We start from the raw sequence: 16,402 nt of genomic DNA on the forward strand, positions 1-16,402 counted from the left end.
AGGCGCGCCAGACGCTCCAGCAACCGGCCGCCTTGCCCGATGGGACGACGACGACCTGGATGTTCGAGCTGCCGGTCGCCACGCCGCAGGGAACGGCCGTCGCGCAATTCGAAGTCGACCGTGACGCCCCGGAGGCAGGCGTCGCCGAGGGGCCAGAGTCCTGGCGTGTGCGGTTCTCGGTAGACATCGAGCCGCCCGGCCCGGTGCACGTTCACCTGGGGATGAAGGGCGGTCGGGCCGCGGTCACGATCTGGGCCGAACGCGAGGGTGGCCTCGATCTGCTGCGCAGCCAGGGCGCCGAGCTCGCCCGGGCGCTGCCGGGGGACGTCGTCTTCCGCGTGGGCGCCCCCAGGCAGTCCGTACCGGCGCGGGGCCGGTTCGTGGACCAGACCTCATGACCGCGACCGGCAAGACCCCGCTCGCCGTGGCCCTCAAGTATGAAGGCGCCGGCGCGCCAAAGGTGGTCGCCGTCGGCCGGGGAGACTTCGGCAAGCGGATCATCGACACCGCCCGCGAGCACGGCGTGCCGCTCGAGGAAAACGCCCCGCTCGCCGAGGCGCTCGCGTCCGTAGAGGTGGAGAGCGAGATCCCGCGCGAACTCTACGAAGCGATCGCCACCATCCTCGCCTTCATCCTGCGCGCCACGACGACGCGGGCGGCCGTCCCGTTGAAACCCTAGAGCCGATCCTCCGGCACGGGCTGCAGCGCCGCCTCGCGCGGCGTCACCAGCCGGGCCAGCTTGGGCCGCAGCCACTGCTCGAAATCATCAATGAATTCATAGACAACCGGAACCAACACGAGGGAGAGGACCGTGGACGTCATCAGGCCGCCGATCACCGCCACGGCCATCGGCTGGCGGAATTCGGCGCCCTTCTCCAGCGCCAGCGCGGTGGGCAGCATGCCGGCGGCCATGGCCATGGTGGTCATGACGATCGGCCTCGCCCGCTCGCGGCAGGCCTCGATGATGGCGTCGTGCTGGCTCATGCCGTCCCGCTCGCGCTCGATGGCGTATTCGACCAGTAGGATCGAGTTCTTTGCGGCCAGGCCCAGCAGCATCAGGAAGCCGATCAGCGAGGGGATCGACAGCGAAAGGTGGAAGATCAGCAGCCCCAGGAAGGCGCCGCCCACCGCCAGCGGCAGGGCCGAGAGGATCACCACCGGTTTGAAGAAGCTGCGGAACAGCAGCACCAGCACCCCGAAGATCATCGAGACCCCGGCGAAGATCGCCAGCAGGAAGCCGCCGAACAGTTCGGCCATGGCCTGCTGGTTGCCGATCGCCGCCGGACGCACGCCGGGCGGCAGATGCTTCATGATCGGCAGGTTGTTCACCGCCTTCTGCGCCTGGCCCATCTGCACGCCGTTGAGCTCGGCCCGCACCGTCAGCTGACGTTCGCGGTTGAGCCGGTCGATGCGCGCCGGCCCGGCCTGGAAGCCGATGTCGGCCACGCTGTCCAGCGTCGTCGAACCGCCCGAAGCGATGGGCACGCGCAGCGCGCCGATCCGCTGGATGTCCGCCCGCGCGGTTTCCGGCAGGCGGATGCGGATCGGGATGCGGCGCTCGCCCTCGTTGAACTTGGCGACGTTGGCGTCGATGTCCCCGACCGTCGCGACGCGCACGATGGTGGCTAGGGTGTCCGCCGAGACCCCCAGCCGCGCGGCCACGTCGGCCTTGGGCCGGATGACGATCTCCGGCGCCTCAGGCGGCTTGGACGGGTGCGGGTCGGCCAGTTCGGGCAGCTGGCGCATCTCGCGTTCCAGTTCCCGGGCCGCGCGCTGCAGGTTGTCCGGGTTGTCCCCGGTGAGGATCTGCTGGAAGCCGGCCGCGCCTTGGAAGTCGAGGAAATTCAGGCGGGCGTCGGGGATCGCGCGCAGCTGCTCGCGCAGCCGGTTGCGGATCTCGTTGCCGGTCGCCTTGCGCTTGGACTTGAGCAGGATGGTGGCCGTGCCGCTGCGCAGGTCGCCGCCGCCCGCGCCCGACATGCCGGGCCCGAAGCTCGAGACGGTGGAGCCGATCTGGATGAAGACGCCGGTCACCTCCGACTGGGCGCCGAAAAGCCCGTTGATCCGCTGGGCCGTGTCCTCCATGTCGGCGACCGAGGCGCCGGGCGGACCCTGGATGTCGACGTACATGAAGTCGGGGTCGCCGGCCGGCTGGAAGCCCTGCGGCAGCAGCGGGAACAGCATCACCGACCCGGCGAACATCGCGAACCCCAGGATCGCCGCGACGATCCGGTGCGCCAGCGCCCACTCGAGCGCGTTGCGGTAGAAGCCCGTGAACGGCTTGCGGTCGTGCGGTTTCAAGGTCGGCTTAAGCAGGTAGGCGGCCATCAGCGGCGTCACCAGCCGCGCCACCAGCAGGGAGAACAGCACCGCCACCGAGACCGTGAGGCCGAACTCCTTGAAGAACTGGCCCGGGATCCCCGGCATGAAGCTGACCGGCGTGAACACCACGACGATGGCCATGGTGGTGGCCACCACGGCCAGGCCGATGGCATCGGCGCCTTCGAGGGCCGCCTGATAGGGCCGCATGCCGCGGGCCACCCGCTTCTCGATGTTCTCGATCTCGACGATGGCGTCGTCGACCAGGATGCCGACCACCAGGGTCAGCGCCAGCAGGGTGACCACGTTCAGCGAGAAGCCCATGAGCTTCATCACGAAGAAGGTCGGGATCAGCGAGATCGGCATGGCGACCGCGGTGATCATGGTGGCGCGCCAATCGCGCAGGAAGAAGAACACCACCAGCGCGGCCAGGAACATTCCCTCGCCCAGGACGTGCTGGGTGGCGTGGAAGGCGGCGCGGGTGTCGTCGACCGACGAGAAGATCTTGGTGAACTTGACGCCCGGTTGAGCCTTCTCGAGCTTGGCGATCTCGGCGGCTACCGCGTCCTCGGCGACCACATCGCTGGCTTCCTTGGTCTTGGCGACCTGGAAACCGACCACCGGCCGGCCGTTGAGCCGCGCGAAGCCCCGCACCTCGGACGCCCCGTCGCCGACGTCGGCCACGTCGGAAAGCTTCACGAAACGGCCGGCGCCGGTCGGGATGTTCAGGTTCCGCAGCTGCGCCACCGTGGCGACGTTGGAATAGACCCTGAGCGTCTGTTCGCGCCCGCCGACGTTCACCCGGCCCCCCGGCGCGTCCACCTGGACGCCGCGCAGGGCGGCGTTGACCTGGCTCGCGGTCAGCCCCCGTGCGGCCAGCCGGTCGGGACTGATCACGACGTTGATCTCGCGCGACACGCCGCCCACGCGGCTCACCTGGGAGACGCCCCTCGCGGCCTGTAGATGGCGCGAGACGGTGTCGTCGATGAACCAGGAGAGCTCGTCGTCGGTCATGCCGGGCGCGGCGACCGCGTAGGTCAGGATCGGCGCGGCGTCGTCGATCTCGACCTGCTGGACGATCGGCTCGTCGATATCCCGGGGCAGGATAGCCCGCGCCTGGGCGATCTTCGAGCGGACCTCGTCGGTTTTCTTCTGGAGGTTCTCGCCGATCTCGAACTGCAGCGAGGTGGTGGACACGCCCTGCGTCACGGTCGACTGGACGTTCTTGACCCCGCTGATCCCCGCCAGCGCGTCCTCGACGGGCCGGGTGATCTGGGTTTCCATTTCGCCGGGCGCCGCGCCGTTCTGGGTGACGGTGACGGCGATGATTGGGAACTGGATGTTCGGGTACTGTTTGATCGGCAGGCCCATGTAGGCGATGACGCCCGCCAGCACGAGACCGATGAACAGCACCGCCACCGGAACCGGGTTCCGGATGCCCCAGGCGGATATCGCGAAGCGGCGTTGTTCGCTCATCGCCTGGCCACCTTGGCGGGCGCCGGCGGCGCGCCGTCGGCGGGCTTGACCAGGTCGCCGTCCAAGAGGAAGGCCGCGGCGTTCTCGACGACCCGGGACCCGGCGGGGGGTCCCTTGATCAGCTGCACGAGGCCGCCGCCGCGCTGGCCGGCCTGGATCACCACGTGCCTCACCCGGTTGTCCGGACCCACCACCATCACGCTCGCCCCGTCGGCGTCATAGCGAACCGCCGTCTCCGGCGCAGCCAGCACCATGCCGCTGACGTCGGAGAAGACGGCGCGGCCGAAGCCGCCGGCGCGGATCTCGCGGCTGACCGGCAGGTGCACGCGCACGACGCCGAGCTTGCTCTGGGGGTCGATCTGCGGGCTGACCAGCCGCACCACGCCAGCCACCACCGCGCCGCTGGGCAGGGTCACCTCGGCGCGCTGGCCCGGGCGGACCTTCGCCAGGTCGTCCTCGGAGAGCTGCGCGGCCAGTTCGATCTCGCTGTCGCGCGCGATGCGGAACCAGGGCGTCGTCCCGACGCCCGTCGACATGTCGCCCGGCCGCACCGTCCGCTCCAGCACCAGTCCGCCGACCGGGGCGGTGACCGCAAGCTTGGCGTTGCGCGTGCGGATGTCCCGCAGCATCGCGGCCTGGGCGTTGGCGGTGGCGCGCGCGGCCCGAGCCTGGAAGCGCCGCTGGTCGATCGCCTCCTGGGAGATGACGCCCTGGTTGTCGAGGTCCTTGACGCGGCTGGCCTGCTCTTCAGCCTGCAGGGCGTTGGCCTCGGCCTGGGCGGCGAGCGCCTGTTGCTGGGCGAGCTGGCCCTGGATCAGCGCCGGGTCGAGCTGCACCAGCGTCTGGCCCTTCTTCACCGTGTCGCCGACATCGACCAGCACCTTGGCCACGCGGTAGCCGCTGACCTCGGGCAGAACGGCGGCTTCTTCACGCGGCAGCAGGTCGCCCGAGGCGGCCAGGGCGCCGGAGATCTCGCGCGGCTCCAGGCGCACCACGCGCACGGCGCGGGCGTTCTGGGCCTCGGTCGTCTTGGCCGCAGGCTTCTGGCAACCGGCCAGGGCGAGGGCCGCGATCAGCGGCAGGAGGGGCAGGTATCGTCTCATGATCACGTCTCAGCGGGCCTGCGCCTGGGTTGGGAAGCGTTCGGCGGGCCAGCCGCCGCCGAGCGCCTTGTAGGCCTGGACGGTGCGGCGGAGCGCCTGCACCTGGGCGGCCGTGAGTTGCGAGCGGGTGGTCCGCCACGACTGCTCGGCGCTGAGCGCCGTCTGCAGGTCGGTCAGCCCGCGGTCGTAGCCGATCTTCGAGGCGCGGTAGCCGCGCGCCGCGCGGACCTCGCCGTCGGTCAGCAGCGCCACGCGCCGGCGGTCGGCGTCGAGCCGCACCAGCGCGCCTTCGGATTCGGAAAACGCGGTCTGCACGGCCTTCTCATAGGCGATCACCGCCTGCTCGGTGCGGGCGTTCTGCGCCTTCAGCTCCGCCAGCAGCTTGGGGATCGACAGCAGCGGCTGGGTGAAGGTCCCGCCGGTGACAAGCGACTGGGCCGTGACCGAGAAGCCCGGCTGCGACTGCTTCTGCCAGCCGAGGCCCGGCGTGAAGTTGAGCGTCGGCAGGAAGGCCAGGATATCGGCGTCTGAGCGGCCGGCCTGGGCCGCCACGCGCGCCTCGGCCTCGCGCACGTCGGGACGGCGCTTCAGGAGTTCGCTGGGGATCGCCTCCGGCACCGGCGGCAGCGTGCCGACGTTGGGCTCGACCGCGACGTTGGCCGTCGGCTCGATCGTGCGTCCGGCGAGGATCAGGATCGTGCGGCGCTGGGCCTGCAACTCGGCCTCGAGGCCGGCCGCCTGGGCGTCGGCCTGGGCCAGGTCCCCGGCCACCCGGTCGGCGTCGGAGGAGGCCCCGATTCCCACGGCCGCTCGCTTGGTGGCCGTGTCGTAGAGCTCACGCTCGATGCGCGCCGTCTCCCGCGCGTCGGCGAGTTGGATGGCCAGCCCGCGGGCCTGGAAATAGGCGTCGGCGACACTGGCCGCGAGGCTGGCCCGCGCGCCCTCGTAGTCGAAGCGGGCCGCGGCGAGATCGCCGTTGACGGCCTTCCGCGCCGCCAGGAAGCGCCCGAAGATGTCCACCTCCCAGCTGACGTTGAAGTTGACCGCCGAGGCGTCGGACACGCCGCTCGAGGAAAAGCCCGGGAAGTTGAACACCGTCCCGGCCAGCTGGTGGGTGTCGGTCCGCCGCGTGGAGCCGGTGACGTCGCCCTGCGGCAGGAAGTGGACCAGGGCCTCGGTGCGGTTGGCGCGCGCCTCGGTGAGCCGCGCGGCGGCGCTGCGCGCGTCGGGGTTGGCGGCCAGCGCCTGGTCGATCAGGCCGGTGAGCTCCGCGTCGCCGAACGCCAACCACCAGCGGTCGAGCTCGACGGCGCCAGCCGGTGCGCCCCCCCCTGAAGTGCTATGGGGCGCCTCGTAGGCCGCCGGCAGGCGCAGGTCCGGCGTGCGCACATGGGCGCACGCGCCGAGCGCAAGGCATGCCAGAACGGCGATCGGTAGTGCGGAACGCATGGATGGATTTCGTGAACTGGCCACGTGACGACGCGACGACTTTCCCCTAGTCGCCGCGTGGAGCCCCATTGGATGCAGGGGCCGAAACCGCACGTCTAGCGACATGAACACACAAGCCCAGTGATGGCGACGCCCCGCCGGCGCCTCTCCGGCCACCCGGGCGGACCCTCCTCTGAGCTAAACTCCGTATGTTGTAAAGTGTTATCTGGCGTGTAAATTGGCGCATGGCGACGGAATTCATCGGGCGTGGCGATCCGGGGCGCAGTATCGCCCTGCTGTGGGGCGTGGCCGGCCCCCGCCGTCGCGGTCCCAAGCCCCGCCATTCGGTGGACGAGGTCGTCCAGGCAGCCATCGCGCTTGCCGACGCCGAGGGACTGGCGGCGCTGTCCATGCGCCGCGTGGCCGAGGCCCTGGGGGTCTCGCCCATGTCGCTCTACACCTATGTGCCCTCGAAGGCCGAGCTCATGGACCTGATGCTGGACCGGGTGGCGGCCGAGGTCGCCGCGCCCACGGCCGCGGACGGCGATTGGCGCGGCCAGCTGACCCGGCTCGCCCGCCAGCGCTGGGCGCTTGCCCAGCGCCATCCCTGGATCATGCAGGCCGGAATGCACCGCCCGCCGCTGGGCCCCAACGTGCTGGCCAACGTCGAGGCGAGCCTGCGCGCCATCGACGGCCTGGGGCTGACCGAGATGGAGATGGACCAGCTCTCCGCCCTGATCGGCGACTATGTGCGCGGCGCCGTACGCGCGGCGCTGGAGGCCCGGGAGGCGGAGCGCCAGAGCGGCATGACCGACGAGCAGTGGTGGACGCTCAACACGCCCCTGCTCGCCGATCTGGTGGATCCGGAGCGCTACCCGACGACGGTGCGGATCGGCGAGGCCTACAAGGCGGGCCGGATCTCGGCGCCTGACCCGGCGCGCAACTTCGAATTCGGCCTGCAGCGGGTGCTGGACGGGATCGAAGTGTTCATCGCCGGCCGGCGGAGCGCGGGAGCCAGCGCCGCCTAGCCGTTTCCGCCGGGCCCCACTAGGGTCCCCCATTCCAAACAACCACACCGCGGAACGGAAACATGGCGGCAGGACGCATAAGGGCCGGCATCGGCGGCTGGACCTTCGAGCCCTGGCGCGGGGTCTTTTATCCGGCGGGCCTCAAGCAGGCCGACGAACTCGCCTACGCTGCGTCCCACCTCACCGCCATCGAGATCAACGGCACCTACTATTCCAGCTTCAAGCCGGACAGCTGGGCCAAGTGGCGCGCGGCGACGCCGGAGGGTTTCAAGTTCGCGGTGAAGGCCTCGCGCTTCTGCACCAACCGCAAGATCCTGGGTGAGATGGGCGAGAGCATGGAGCGGTTCCTGAGCCAGGGCCTTGTCGAGCTCGGCGACCGGCTGGGGCCGGTCCTGTGGCAGTTCATGGGGACCAAGAAGTTCGATCCGGACGACTTCGAGGCCTTCCTCAAGCTGCTGCCCGCGGCCCAGGAAGGCCTGCCGTTGACCCACGTGGTCGAACCGCGGCACGCCAGCTTCAGGACGCCGGAGTTCATCGCGCTCGCCCGCAAGTACGGGGTCACCATCTGCCTGGCCGACCACTCCGACTATCCGCTTATCCCCGACGTCACCGGCGAGGTGGTCTACGCCCGCCTGCAGACCGGGTCGGACGACATCGAGACCGCCTACGCGCCGGCCGACCTCGACCTGTGGGCCAGGCGCTTCAATACCTACGCCGAGGGCGGACAGCCTGACGACCTGCCCGCCGTCGATTCCGCGAGCGCCGCGCCCACGGCGCCGCGCGACGTCTACGCCTTCGTCATCCACGAGGGAAAGGTCCGCGCCCCCGCCGCCGCCATGGCGCTGATCGAGCGCGTCGGTAGATAGCCAGGCGCCGGACGCAGGCGGTTGACCTACCTAGGGTCAGAGGCGTCCGATCGGCGGAGAAAAGAAGAAGGAAGGAAGCACCGCGATGGCCGAACTCTCGTTGGACCAGCTGATGTTCCGTCCCGGCCTGATGCAGGGCCAGCGGATCCTGATCACCGGCGGCGGCACCGGCCTTGGCAAGGTGATGGCCGAGGCCTGCCTGATCCTGGGCGCCGAGGTCTACATCTGCGGGCGGCGCGGCGGGGTGGTGGAGGCCGCGGCCAAGGAACTCACTGACGCCCATGCCAGCCAAAAGGGGGGCGGCAAGTGCGTGGGGCTCGCCTGCGACATCCGCGTGCCGGAAGCCATCGCCGAGATGATAGACACGGTCTGGGCTGACGGCGGAGCGCTCACCGGCCTGGTCAACAACGCCGCCGGTAACTTCATCAGCCGCACCGAAGACCTCTCCGCCCGCGGCTTCGACGCCATCGCCAACATCGTCTTCCGCGGCTCGTTCTTCGTGACGCTGGAATGCGGCAAGCGCTGGCTGGCGGAAGGCAAGCACGCCTCGGTGGTCTCGATCCTCACCACCTGGGTGTGGAACGGCGGCCCCTTCACCGTGCCCTCGGCCATGTCCAAGGCCGGGCTGAACGTGATGACCGCCTCCTTGGCCGTGGAGTGGGGCAACCGCGGCATCCGCTTCAACGCCATCGCGCCCGGCCCCTTCCCCACCGAGGGGATGACCGCGCGGCTGAACCCCGGCGGCCAGGACCGCGGCGACGAACCCGCCGATCCGACCATCCCGCTGGGCCGCAACGGCGAGATGCGCGAGCTGGCCAACCTCGCGGTCTTCCTGCTCGATCCCGGCTCGGCTTACGTCAACGGCCAGACCATCGCCATCGACGGCGGCTCCCACCTGCAGGGCGGCGGCTTCTCGCGCCTGGCCAGCTGGGGCGACGCCGAGTGGGAGGCCGCCCGCGACTCGATCCGCGCCGCAAACGAGAAGGACCGCGCCCAGCGCACGGTCTAACGAAAAGGACCGTCCGGGGAACGGTTTGGAAGGCATAACCGGCGTATGTTGGCTTTCCGCGGTGGCGCCCGTAGGGTGACGCGCGTCACTTTTTTTGAGTCTCCGTAAGGGTTCATGTCCCAGGTCGCCTATCTCAACGTCGGCAAGCGCGAGCAGACCAAGGTCGCCAACCGACAGGCGATCCTCGACGCCGCCCGGGAGGTGTTCGGCGAGCTGGGCTATGAGACCGCCACGGTGCGCGACATCATCCGCCGCACGGGCCTCGCGGCAGGCACCTTCTACAACTACTACCGCTCCAAGGAGGAGGTGTTCGCGGCGCTGGCCGACGACGGCGCGCGGCGGTTCGGCCCGATCCTCAAGGGCCTGCGCGGCCACGGCCACAGCTTCGAAACCTTCGTCGAGCTGGCCATCGGCGCCTACTTCGCCTTCATCGCCGACGAGCACAGGAACTGGGCGGCCCGCCGCCCTCCCGGCGAGCCGCACCTGCACGTCCAGGGCGAGACCCCTGAGATGGCCGCGGTGTTCGCCGAGGTGCGCGACGCGCTGGCCGAGGCGGTCGCCGAGCGCACGGGGCCGATGGCCGACCCCGACTACATGGCCGCCGCCTGTATCGCCATCGCCCGCGACGTCGGCGACAGGATGCTGGAGCGCCGGCCCATCGACACCGCCGGCGCCGCGGAGTTCGCCATCGCCATGATCCTCGGCGGTTTGAAGGGCCTGCCCAAGGCGCCGGCCTGACCATGCCCAGCCCCGCCACCCAGCGCATGGTCGTCCGCAAGCTGCTCAGCCTGCCCACGCCGGTGCTGCGGCTGATGTCTGGCGGCGGGGTGGTCTACCAGGGCGGCCGCACCCTCGATCCCCGGCTGCAGTACCTGGCGGCCCAGGCCCGCGGCGCGCCGCCGATGACCACGCTGACGCCTGAGGAAGCCCGGCGCGGCGCCGCCGCCACGCTGGCCAGCATGAGCGGCGACCCGGAGCGCGGCGTTCGCTTTGAGCCCCTGAGCATCCCGGGACCGGCGGGGGATATCCCGGCCCGGCTTTATCGCCCCGACGCCCAGGATCCCGAGGCGCCGCTGATGGTCTTCGCCCACATGGGCGGCGGGGTGATCGGCGACCCGGAGATCTGCCACGCCTTCTGCACCATCCTGGCCAAGGACGGGCGCGGCCCGGTGCTTTCCGTCGACTACCGGCTGGCGCCCGAGCACCGCTTCCCGGCCGGCCTCGAGGACGTGCTGGCGGCCTATCGCTACGGCCGCGACAACGCCGAGCGGTTCGGCGCGCCGCTGGCCCAGGCGGCCATCGGCGGCGATTCCATGGGCGGCAATTTCGCCGCCATCGCCTGCCAGGAACTGAAGCGGGCCGGCGAGCCGCAGCCCGTGCTGCAGCTGCTGATCTACCCCTGCGTCGACGTGGCCTGCGAGAGCGCCTCGATGACCACCTACGCCGACGCCTTCCCGCTGAACCGCGCGACCATGGACTGGTTCATGGGCCACTACATGGGTCCGGGCGACAGCCCCGCCGACCCGCGCCTGTCGCCTTTGCGGGCCAAGGACGTCTCGGGCCTGGCGCCGGCCGTCGTGGTCACCGCCGGCTTCGACCCGCTGCTCGACCAGGGCGAGGCCTATGCGCGGCGGCTGAAGGATGCCGGCGTGCCCACGGTCTACCGCTGCTACGACGGCCTGGCGCACGGCTTCACCGCCTTCACCGGCGCGGTGCCCTGCGCCGACGTCGCCTGCCGCGAGGTGGCGGGCCTGGTGCGCGAGGGCTTCGAAGGCCGCATCGCCTGATGCGCGCGCCCGGCTGATGCGCGCCCTGGTCGTCGAGCGGTTGGCGGCCGACTACGCGGGCTGCGTCGTCAAGGACATCCCGACCCCCGAGCCCGGCCCCGGCGAGGTGCGGATCAGGGTCCGCGCCGCGGCGGTGAACTTCCCCGACCTGATGCAGACCCGAGGCGAGCACCAGCACAAGCCGCCGGTCCCCTTCACCCCCGGCATGGAGCTGGCCGGCGAGGTGGACGCGGTCGGCCCCGGCGTCTCGGCCTTCGCGCCGGGCGACGCGGTGGCCGGCGGCGGCCGCGGCGGCATGGCCGAATACGCCGCGCTCCCCGCTTCGGGACTGCGCCGCAAGCCCGACACCCTGACCTTCAGCCAGGCGGCCGGCTATGCGGTCGCCTACCTTACCGCCTACGTCGCCTTCGAGCGCTGCGCCCGGCTGCAGGCCGGCGAGTGGGTGCTGGTGCACGGCGCCGCCGGCGGCGTGGGCCTGGCCGCCGTCGACCTGGCGCAGATCATGGGGGCGCGGGTGATCGCCGCCTCTGCCTCCGACGCCAAGCTCGCCGTCATCGCCGACGAGTACGCCCCCGACGCCACCGTCAATGTCACAGGCGGCTTCCGCGAGCGGGTCAAGGCGCTCACCGGCGGCAAGGGCGCCGACGTGATCTACGACCCCGTGGGCGGCGACGTGTTCGACGAGAGCCTGCGCTGCATCTCCTTCGGCGGCCGCATCCTCTCCATCGGCTTCACCTCCGGCCGCCTGCCGGTGCTGCCGGTCAACATCGCGCTCATCAAGGGCTTCTCGGTGATCGGCGTCCGCGCCGGCGAATACGGCCGCCAGTTCCCCGACAAGGGCCGCGAGAACCACGAAGCCATCTGGAAGCTCGCCGAGGAGGGCAAGGTCCGCCCCCGTGTCGACGCCGAATACCCCCTGGCCGACTGGCGCGCCGCCTTCGACTCGCTGGCCGACCGCAAGGTGATCGGCAAGACGATCGTGCGGCCGGATCTGTAGGGTGCGCCCTTCTCCCCTTGTGGGAGAAGGTGGCCTGCGAAGCAGGTCGGATGTGGGGTCTCTCAGAAACCTCGGCTTCACCCGATGCTCAGTTTCGCGCGGATGACGGAGAGCGACCCCACATCCGTCAGCCTTCGGCCGACACCTTCTCCCACAAGGGGAGAAGGGGCGCGCCAAACCTCGGCTTAGATTTCATGGCGGCCAGTTTGCCTTCGGGCCCGGGCAACTCAAGGACGCGCCGCAGGCGCGCCGCAGGCGCGCCGCCACGCGGGCGGCCAAGGGCCGCTCCTTGACTTGCCCAGGCCCGAAGGCTCCCATCATCCGTGAAATCTATGGACGGGAGACATCCCTACGGATGCTCCCTTGAGGGGCTCCTTCTCATGACCATCGGCAGCGAAGACGAGCTGGAAAAGCTGAAGGTCGCAGGGCGCGTCGTCGCGCGTACGCTCAAGGCCATGGGCGAAGCGCTGGAGCCCGGGATCACCACCCGGGAGTTGGATGGCATCGGCCGGCGTCTCTTGGAGCTGGAGGGCGCCCGCTCGGCCCCGGAACTGACCTACGGCTTCCCCGGCGCGACCTGCATCTCCATCGGCCCCGACGTGGCGCACGGCATCCCCGACGATCGCGCGATCGCCGCCGGCGACCTGGTCAACATCGATGTCTCCGCCGAAATCGACGGCTTCTACGGCGACACCGGCGCGAGCTTCGCCGTCCCGCCGGTCGCGCCCAGGGTCGAGCGACTGTGCCGCGACGGCCGCCGCGCGCTCTGGACCGGCATCCGCGCCGTGCGCGCCGGCGGCGAGCTCGGCGCCATCGGCCGCAGCATCGAGGCTTTCGCAGACCGCAACGGCTACAGCCTCATCAAGAACCTCGCGAGCCATGGCGTAGGGTCGGCCCTGCACGAGGAGCCCAAAGAAATCCCCACATGGTCCGAGCCCGGCGACCGCCGGCGCATCGGCGAGGGTCTGGTCTTCACCATCGAGCCCTTCCTTTCCCTCGGTGATGACTGGGTCGAGGAAACCGGGGACGGCTGGACGCTGCGCCCCACCAACGGGCGCCCTACTGTGCAATATGAGCATACCCTGGTCGCCACCCGCCGTGGTCCCGTGGTGCTGACGCTGGCAGACTGAGGCTCAGCAGGTTGACACCGCCCTCCCCTTCCACTATCCACCGCCGCTCGATTTTCGACCCCCGGAGCCTCCCGTGAAGCGGACTTTTCAACCGTCGCGTCTCGTTCGCGCCCGCCGCCACGGCTTCCGCCTGCGCATGTCCACCAAGAACGGGCAGAAGGTGCTGGCGCGGCGCCGCGCCAAGGGCCGCAAGCGCCTGAGCGCCTAAGCCGAGCGCTTAAGCTATGGTGTCGGTGTGACCGACGCCCCCCTTGAAATCGCCCCCTTCAAGATCGAACGCCTCAGGAAACGCCCGGACTTCCTGGCCTGCGCGCAAGCCGCGCATTGCGCGCGTGGCGCCGTCCTCATCCAGGCCCGACCGCGCGATGCCGAGCCCCTGGTCCGCGCCGGATTCACTGCCACCAAGCGGATCGGCGGGGCGGTCCAGCGCAACCGCGCGAAAAGGCGGATGCGTGAAGCCGCACGCCTCTTGCTTCCTGGCCTGGCGTCCCCAGGTTACGACTATGTGTTCATCGCCCGCGGCGGTGTGACCACCCGTCCCTGGCCGCGTTTGCTTGACGATGTGAAAAGCGCGCTGATAAGGCTCGCCGCCGATGGCGACGCCCGCGCGCGCCACCCTGCACGCGCGCCGCCCTCTCAAGATTGAGCAGCCTCCCCTCGATGACTGAAGACAATCGCAACCTGCTCATCTTCGGCGTGTGCGCCGCCGTGCTGTTCGTCATCTACCAGGTGTGGGTGGTCGAGCCGGCGAACAAGCGCCGGCAGGCCGAGCTGAAGGCCCACCCGCCCGCCGCCGCCTCGGTGATGCCCAGCGCCCCGGCGCTTGCCGCCCCGCCCGCCGTGACCCGCGCCGCGGCGCTGGCCGCCAGTCCCCGCGTGCCGGTTGCGACGCCGGCGCTGAAGGGCTCGATCTCGCTGCGCGGCGCCCGCCTCGACGACCTCTTCCTCACCCAGTACCGCCAGACCACCGATAAGAACTCGCCGGCGGTCGAAATGCTGCGCCCCGAGGGCACGGCCTTCCCCTGGTTCGTGGACTTCGGCTGGGTGGGCCAGAACGTGCCCGGCCTGCCGGGGCCCAACACCGTCTGGACCCTGACGCAGGGCTCGACGCTCAGCCCGGGCCAGCCGCTGGTGCTGACCTACGCCAACGGCCAGGGGCTGACGTTCACGCGGCAGATCGCCGTGGACCCCAACTACATGTTCACCCTCACCGACACCGTGGCCAACACCGGCGCCCAGCCGGTGACGCTGGCGCCCTACGGCTCGGTGCAGCGCCAGGGCGTGCCCCCCGACGTCGGCAAGACGGGGGTCGTGCATGAGGGCACGGTCGGCTACCTCGACGGACGCGTGCGGGCGTTCAAGTACAAGGACCTGTCGAAGGGCGCTGGCCAGACCGAGGACTTCAATTCCACCGGCGCCTGGACCGGCATCACCGACAAGTACTGGTTGGCCGCCCTGATCCCCAATCCCAGCGAGCATGTCCACGCGGTCTATCGCGACGCCAAGAACGGCGGACTGGATGTCTACGAGGCCAACTACACCGGCGCCGCGCGGACCATCGCGCCCGGGACCCAGGTGACCGCGACCCAGCACCTGTTCGCCGGCGCCAAGACCGTGCCCCTGCTCACGAGCTACCAGTCCAAGCTCGGCATCGCCCACTTCGACGACGCCGTCGATTGGGGCATGTTCTGGTTCCTCACCCGGCCGATCTTCTCGTTCCTGGAATTCATCTTCCACTACGTCGGCAGCTTCGGCGTCGCCATCCTGCTGCTCACCGTCTGCGTGCGCCTGGCCTTCTTCCCGATCGCCAACAAGCAGTACGAGTCGATGACCAAGATGAAGAAGGTCCAGCCGCTGATGGAGGACCTTCGCAAGCGCTTCAAGGACGACCCGGCCAAGCAACAGCAGGAGATCATGGCCCTCTACCAGCGGGAGAAGGTCAATCCGCTGGCCGGCTGCCTGCCGATCCTGCTGCAGATCCCGGTGTTCTTCTCGCTCTACAAGGTGCTGTCCGTCACCATCGAGATGCGCCATGCGCCGTTTATGGGCTGGATCAACGACCTCTCGGCGCGCGATCCGACCACCATCTGGAACCTGTTCGGCCTGATCCCCTGGAACCCGGCGCACGCCCCGCTGATCGGCCCAATCCTCGACGGCACCCTGCACCTGGGCATCCTGCCGCTCGCCTACGGGATCACCATGTGGCTGACCACATCGATGACGCCGCAGACCGGCATCGATCCCACCCAGCAGAAGATCTTCCAGCTGATGCCGTGGTTCTTCATGTTCATCATGGCCCCCTTCGCCGTGGGGCTGCTGGTCTACTGGACCTGGTCGAACGTGCTCACCACCCTGCAGCAGTACGTGATGATGCGCCGCTTCAAGGTGGAGAACCCGATCGACAAGTTCCTGGCCCGGGTCACGGGCAAGGCTACCGGGTGAGCGAGGTCTTCGACGCGGAGGCTGTGGAGGCCGCCCGCGTCCTCTTCGCCCACGAGGTCAGCTTCATGATGGGAGCGGTCGCGATCGCCGGCCTGCCCCCCGCCGACCTGCCGGAGGTGGCCTTCGCCGGCCGCTCAAACGTCGGCAAAAGCACGCTGATCAATGCGGTGGCCGGGCGCCTTCACCTGGCGCGGGCCTCGAACTCGCCGGGCCGCACTCGCGAGGTGAACTTCTTCGTCGCCGACGGGAAGCTCAGGCTGGTCGACCTGCCGGGCTACGGTTTCGCGCGCGCCTCGCGCGGCGATGTGAAGAAGTTCCAGAACCTCGGCCGCGATTACCTGCGGGGCCGCCCGAACCTCAAGCGCGCCTACCTGCTGATCGACAGCCGCCATGGTTTGAAGGACGTGGACACCGAAGCCCTCGACGCCTTCGACACCGCCGCCGTCTCCTACCAGATCGTGCTGACCAAGGCCGACAAGCTGAAGCCCGCCGAGGTCGAGGCGGTCACCGCCCGCACCCTGGCCGCCATCGTCAAGCGCCCCGCCGCCTTCCCCCGCGTGCTCGCCACCTCCGCCGAAAAGGGAACCGGCATCCCCGAACTGCGCGCCGAGATCGTCGCAGCCTGCGCGGTCTAGGCGGAACCCGCGTCAGGGGGCTAAGACATCCCCATGCTCCAGACCGACACCCGTACCGTCTTCGACGATGATCTCAACCTCTTCCGCGACCAGGTCCGCAAGTTCTACGACAAGGCGCTGATCCCCAACCTCGACCGCTGGGAGGAGGAGGGCGTGGTGGACCGCGGCTTCTGGCTGGCGGC

At 70.0% G+C, this 16,402-nt stretch carries 16 protein-coding genes; 13 read left to right on the forward strand and 3 right to left on the reverse strand.

Annotated elements, in window-relative coordinates; all coding sequences use genetic code 11:
• On the forward strand, positions 1-398 hold a 398-nt coding region (locus tag JWP28_RS10265; RefSeq protein ID WP_299542668.1), incomplete at its 5' end, for a flagellar hook-length control protein FliK.
• A complete protein-coding gene (locus JWP28_RS10270) occupies positions 395-679 on the forward strand; it encodes an EscU/YscU/HrcU family type III secretion system export apparatus switch protein (protein WP_299542669.1) in 285 nt (94 codons plus the stop codon). The genes JWP28_RS10265 and JWP28_RS10270, both read left to right, overlap by 4 nt.
• Here JWP28_RS10270 and JWP28_RS10275 read toward each other — a convergent pair.
• From JWP28_RS10275 to JWP28_RS10285, 3 genes are read right to left on the reverse strand one after another with little or no spacing between them, the layout of a single operon-like run.
• On the reverse strand, positions 676-3,795 hold the full coding sequence (locus JWP28_RS10275; protein WP_299542670.1) for an efflux RND transporter permease subunit: 3,120 nt from the start codon (positions 3,793-3,795) through the stop codon (positions 676-678). The two genes, JWP28_RS10270 and JWP28_RS10275, sit on opposite strands and share 4 nt — an antisense overlap.
• Positions 3,792-4,898: an efflux RND transporter periplasmic adaptor subunit gene (locus tag JWP28_RS10280; protein ID WP_299542671.1), complete on the reverse strand. Its 1,107-nt coding sequence runs from the start codon at positions 4,896-4,898 to the stop codon at positions 3,792-3,794. The genes JWP28_RS10275 and JWP28_RS10280 overlap by 4 nt, the downstream gene beginning before the upstream one ends.
• A 9-nt stretch (positions 4,899-4,907) precedes the next feature.
• Complete coding sequence (locus JWP28_RS10285; protein WP_299542672.1) at positions 4,908-6,347, reverse strand: TolC family protein; 1,440 nt, start codon at positions 6,345-6,347, stop codon at positions 4,908-4,910.
• Positions 6,348-6,571: 224 nt separating this feature from the next.
• Between JWP28_RS10285 and JWP28_RS10290 the strand changes: the two genes are divergently transcribed.
• The 11 genes from JWP28_RS10290 to yihA all read left to right on the forward strand — a co-directional run bounded on the left by JWP28_RS10290 (position 6,572) and on the right by yihA (position 16,220).
• A complete protein-coding gene (locus JWP28_RS10290) occupies positions 6,572-7,354 on the forward strand; it encodes a TetR/AcrR family transcriptional regulator (protein WP_299542673.1) in 783 nt (260 codons plus the stop codon).
• 62 nt (positions 7,355-7,416) lie between these two features.
• Positions 7,417-8,220 (forward strand): DUF72 domain-containing protein, encoded by an 804-nt coding sequence (locus JWP28_RS10295; protein WP_299542674.1) that lies wholly within the window; start codon positions 7,417-7,419, stop codon positions 8,218-8,220.
• A gap of 85 nt (positions 8,221-8,305) precedes the next feature.
• Positions 8,306-9,229 carry an SDR family oxidoreductase gene (locus tag JWP28_RS10300; protein ID WP_299542675.1) on the forward strand — a complete coding sequence of 308 codons (924 nt, stop codon included), beginning with the start codon at positions 8,306-8,308 and terminating at the stop codon, positions 9,227-9,229.
• 114 nt (positions 9,230-9,343) lie between these two features.
• Positions 9,344-9,967, forward strand: coding sequence for a TetR/AcrR family transcriptional regulator (locus JWP28_RS10305; RefSeq protein ID WP_299542676.1), 624 nt, complete (start codon positions 9,344-9,346; stop codon positions 9,965-9,967).
• Between the two features lie 2 nt (positions 9,968-9,969).
• Complete coding sequence (locus JWP28_RS10310) at positions 9,970-11,016, forward strand: alpha/beta hydrolase (protein ID WP_299542677.1); 1,047 nt, start codon at positions 9,970-9,972, stop codon at positions 11,014-11,016.
• Between the two features lie 16 nt (positions 11,017-11,032).
• The gene (locus JWP28_RS10315) at positions 11,033-12,013 is read left to right on the forward strand and encodes an NADPH:quinone oxidoreductase family protein (RefSeq protein ID WP_299542678.1); all 981 of its coding nucleotides are present in this window, start codon (positions 11,033-11,035) and stop codon (positions 12,011-12,013) included.
• 380 nt (positions 12,014-12,393) lie between these two features.
• Positions 12,394-13,143, forward strand: coding sequence for a type I methionyl aminopeptidase (map, locus tag JWP28_RS10320; protein WP_299542679.1), 750 nt, complete (start codon positions 12,394-12,396; stop codon positions 13,141-13,143).
• A gap of 73 nt (positions 13,144-13,216) precedes the next feature.
• Positions 13,217-13,351, forward strand: a complete 135-nt coding sequence (gene rpmH, locus JWP28_RS10325; RefSeq protein WP_111457208.1) for a 50S ribosomal protein L34 — start codon at positions 13,217-13,219, stop codon at positions 13,349-13,351.
• 27 nt (positions 13,352-13,378) lie between these two features.
• Positions 13,379-13,789, forward strand: a complete 411-nt coding sequence (rnpA, locus tag JWP28_RS10330; RefSeq protein WP_299542680.1) for a ribonuclease P protein component — start codon at positions 13,379-13,381, stop codon at positions 13,787-13,789.
• Positions 13,790-13,803: 14 nt separating this feature from the next.
• Positions 13,804-15,585, forward strand: a complete 1,782-nt coding sequence (gene yidC / locus JWP28_RS10335; protein ID WP_299542681.1) for a membrane protein insertase YidC — start codon at positions 13,804-13,806, stop codon at positions 15,583-15,585.
• Positions 15,582-16,220 (forward strand): ribosome biogenesis GTP-binding protein YihA/YsxC, encoded by a 639-nt coding sequence (gene yihA, locus JWP28_RS10340; protein ID WP_299542682.1) that lies wholly within the window; start codon positions 15,582-15,584, stop codon positions 16,218-16,220. Before yidC ends, yihA begins: the two co-directional genes overlap by 4 nt.
• Positions 16,221-16,402 lie beyond the last annotated feature (182 nt).

The sequence above is a fragment of the Phenylobacterium sp. genome (assembly GCF_028290885.1).
Classification (GTDB): domain Bacteria; phylum Pseudomonadota; class Alphaproteobacteria; order Caulobacterales; family Caulobacteraceae; genus Phenylobacterium.